This is a genomic window from Burkholderia sp. HAN2018 (assembly GCF_024704855.1).
Classification (GTDB): Bacteria; Pseudomonadota; Gammaproteobacteria; order Burkholderiales; family Burkholderiaceae; genus Burkholderia; species Burkholderia cepacia.
Genome location: NZ_QOBB01000403.1, coordinates 1 through 3409 on the forward strand (window position 1 = coordinate 1; position 3409 = coordinate 3409).

3 protein-coding genes are annotated in these 3409 nt (G+C 68.1%); 1 reads left to right on the forward strand and 2 read right to left on the reverse strand.

Annotated elements, in window-relative coordinates; all coding sequences use genetic code 11:
- The first annotated feature begins 175 nt into the window (after positions 1-175).
- Entirely contained in the window at positions 176-1684 is a 1509-nt protein-coding gene (locus DPV74_RS40115; protein WP_060205306.1) for a class I adenylate-forming enzyme family protein, read from the forward strand.
- 138 nt (positions 1685-1822) lie between these two features.
- Here the strand turns inward: DPV74_RS40115 and DPV74_RS40120 are convergent, their stop codons facing one another.
- Entirely contained in the window at positions 1823-2962 is a 1140-nt protein-coding gene (locus tag DPV74_RS40120) for a branched-chain amino acid ABC transporter substrate-binding protein (protein WP_027788703.1), read from the reverse strand.
- Positions 2963-3046: 84 nt separating this feature from the next.
- Positions 3047-3409 (reverse strand): hypothetical protein (locus DPV74_RS40125; RefSeq protein ID WP_162923296.1); only part of this gene is annotated, 363 nt, incomplete at its 5' end.

Consider the following 3409-nt stretch of genomic DNA (forward strand, 5'->3'; position numbering starts at 1 on the left):
TCGTCGCGACACGGCTTGCCGCGCCCGACTGGGGCCGCATCGCGGGCGGCTTCGACCCGCACGCGATCGACGTCGCCGCGCTGCTGCAGCGCGCGTACCCGGCCTGACGCCCGTTCGTCCGGCCCGGTTCCCCCCGTTCGCCCCGTTCGCCTTCGTTCGCCCGCCCGGAGCCCCGATGAACCTCGTCGCCGCCCTCGACCGCGCCGCCCGCGCGACGCCCGACAAGCCGTTCCTCGTCAGCGAATCCGCGACGATCACCTATGCCGCCGCGCGCGAGCGCTCGCACCGCGCGGCGGCCGTGCTGAGCGCGCTCGGCGTCGCGGCCGGCGACCGTGTCGCCGCGATGTGCTTCAACACGCCGGCCTTCGTCGACCTGATGTTCGGCGCGTGGCGGCTCGGCGCGACGTTCGTGCCGATCAACCACAAGCTGCAGGCGCCGGAAGTCGACTACGTGCTCGAACACAGCCGCAGCAAGGTGCTGCTGTTCGACGTGACGCTCGCGCCGGTGGTCGAGCGCATCGTGCATCCCGCGCGACGGCTCGTGACCGAAGGCGAGCTCGACGGCGTGCCGTGCTTCGACACGCTGTGCGCAACGATGGACGGCCTCGCGGGCATCGAGCCGGCCGACGGCGACATCGCGCAGATCCTCTATACGTCCGGCACGACCGGCCACCCGAAAGGCTGCGTGCACAGCCACCGCACCGTGACGCTCGCCGCGATGCAGGCGGCCCTCGCAACCGGCATCGGCCGCAACGAGCGCACGCTGATGGCGATGCCGATCTGGCATTCGTCGCCGCTCAACAACTGGTTCGGCGGCACGCTGTATGCGGGCGGCACCGTCGTGCTGCTACGCGAATACCATCCGCTGCGGTTCCTGCAGGCCGTCGAGCGCGAGCGCGTGACGCTGTATTTCGGCGCGCCGGTGTCGTACCTGCTGCCGCTCGACACGATCGAGGGCTTCGCGGCGTTCGACCTGTCGAGCGTGCGCGCATGGCTGTACGGCGGCGGCCCGATCGGCGCCGCGCAGGCCGAACGGCTCGCGCGCGCGTATCGCAGCGACGCGTTCTTCCAGGTGTACGGCATGACGGAAGCGGGCCCGGCCGGCACGACGCTGTATCCGGACGAGCAGATCGCGAAGGCCGGTTCGATCGGCCGCCACGGCGGCCCGGGCGTCGACCTGCGCGTCGTGCGGATGGACGGCGTCGATGCGCAGCCGGGCGAGACCGGCGAGATCTGGCTGAAGACCGACAGCATGATGCTCGGCTATCTCGACGATGCGGCCGCGACCCGCGCCGCGTTCGCGCCGCACGGCTGGTATCGCACCGGCGACATCGCGCGGATCGATCAGGATGGCTACCTGTTCATCGTCGACCGGCTGAAGGACATGATCGTGACGGGCGGCGAGAACGTCTATTCGAAGGAAGTGGAGGACGTGCTCGGCGCGCACCCGGACATCGCCGAGGCGGCCGTCGTCGGTGTCCCGCATCCCGACTGGGGCGAGACGGTCGTCGCGCACGTGGTGCTGCGCGCGGGCACGGCGCCCGACGCGGACGCGCTGCGCGCGTTCTGCGGCGAGCGGCTCGCCGCTTACAAGATTCCGCGTGAGTTCACGTTCGTGCAGGCGCTGCCGCGCACGCCTACGGGCAAGCTGCAGAAGTTCCTGCTGCGTGTGCGTCGCGAATAGGCGCATATGGCCGCTTAATGCCGCTTGCCTGGCCGCAAAAAAAGAAAAAGCCACCCGGCCCGACGGCCAGGTGGCTTTTTCGCATGACCGGCGGGGCGGCGACGTGCGCCGCCGCCCGTTCGTCACGTCACGGGCTGCTTACTTGCCGCCGATGCTCTTCAGCGGCTTCCACTCGCCCTTCTCGACCTTGTACATCGTGATGCCGCCGTTCTTCAGGTCGCCCTTCGCGTCATACGCGACGTGCGTCGACGTCACGCCGGCCATGTCGGTCTTCGCGAGCACCGGCAGGTACTTCGCCGGATCGGTCGAATCGGCCTTCTTCATCGCGTTGAACAGCGCCATCGCGCCGTCGTACGCATACGGCGAGTAGGTCTGCACGTCTTCGCCGAAGCGCTTCTTGTACTTGTCGGCGTACGTCTTGCCGCCCGGCATCTCTTCGAGCGGCAGGCCTGCCAGCGAGGCGATCGTGCCGTCGGCCGCGTTGCCCGCGATCTTCAGGAACGTCGGCGTCTTCACCATTTCGCCGCTCATCAGCGGGGCGGTGATGCCGAGCGTCTTCATCTGCTTGACCATCGGTGCAGCCTGCGAATCCGCGCCGCCGTAGTAGACGAGATCCGGCTTCGCCGCCTTCAGCTTGGTCAGGATCGCCTTGAAGTCCACCGCCTTGTCGTTCGTGAATTCACGGTCGACGATCGTCGCGCCGCCAGCCTTCGCGGCCTTCTCGAACTGGTCGGCGAGACCCTGGCCGTAGGCCGTGCGGTCGTCGACGATCGCGATCTTCTTCATGCCGAGATCCTTCGACGCGAACGTGCCGGCCACCGAGCCCTGCTGCGTGTCGGACGTCATCATGCGGAACGTCGTCTTGTAACCCTGCTGCGTGTATTCCGGTGCGGTCGCCATCGCGATCTGCGGAATGCCCGCGTTCGCGTAGATGCGCGAGGCCGGAATCGTCGTGCCCGAGTTGAAGTGGCCGAGCATGCCCTTGATGCCGTCGTCGACGAGCTTCTGCGCGACCGTCGTGCCGGTGCGCGGGTCAGCCTGGTCGTCCTGCGTGTCGAGTGCGAACTTCACCGGCTTGCCGCCGATCTTCGGGCTCGTCGCGTTGAAATCCTCGATCGCGAGCACGATCCCGTTCTGCATATCCTTGCCGTAGTGCGCCTGCGCGCCCGTCATCGGCCCTGCGTAACCGATCTTCACGTCATCCGCATGGGCCGTCCCCGCCAGCGACATGACCGCGACGAACGTCGCGCCTGCCACCTTTTTCATCGTGTGTTGCATAGCATCTCCTTGGTACCAGGGTAAATGGAGCGGCTTCGGGATCGCCTAGCCGCTTCCTTTGTTTGATCCGAACGGCAAGGATGATCAGCCGATCGTCATCAAATTCGCATTGCCGCCCGCCGCGGCCGTGTTCACGCTCACCGAGCGCTCCGTCAACAGCCGTTCCAGCGCGTAATCTTCCGCATCGCCGTTCTCGAACGCGCCCACCGACACGCCCTGCACCGACACGATCGGGCCCGGTCGCTGCGCGACGTCCTTCACGAGCGTCTGCAGTTCGTCGCTGTCGCCTTCGAACAGCACCGCGTCGAACGGCGTATCGGCCTGCTTGCGCACGGTCGCATGCGCCTTCAGCGACGCCGGCAGCGCGGCGACCAGCGCCTCGCCGGCCGCGCCCGCGAACAGCGCGCGGTTGCCGGTCGCCAGCACTGCCGCGAACTGCGCGCGCGC

What these genes read in the sequence shown, in the direction of transcription:
- DPV74_RS40115 (WP_060205306.1), top strand. Translation starts at nt 176, where the DNA reads ATGAACCTCGTCGCCGCCCTCGACCGCGCCGCCCGCGCGACGCCCGAC.
- DPV74_RS40120 (WP_027788703.1), bottom strand. Translation starts at nt 2,962, where the DNA reads ATGCAACACACGATGAAAAAGGTGGCAGGCGCGACGTTCGTCGCGGTC.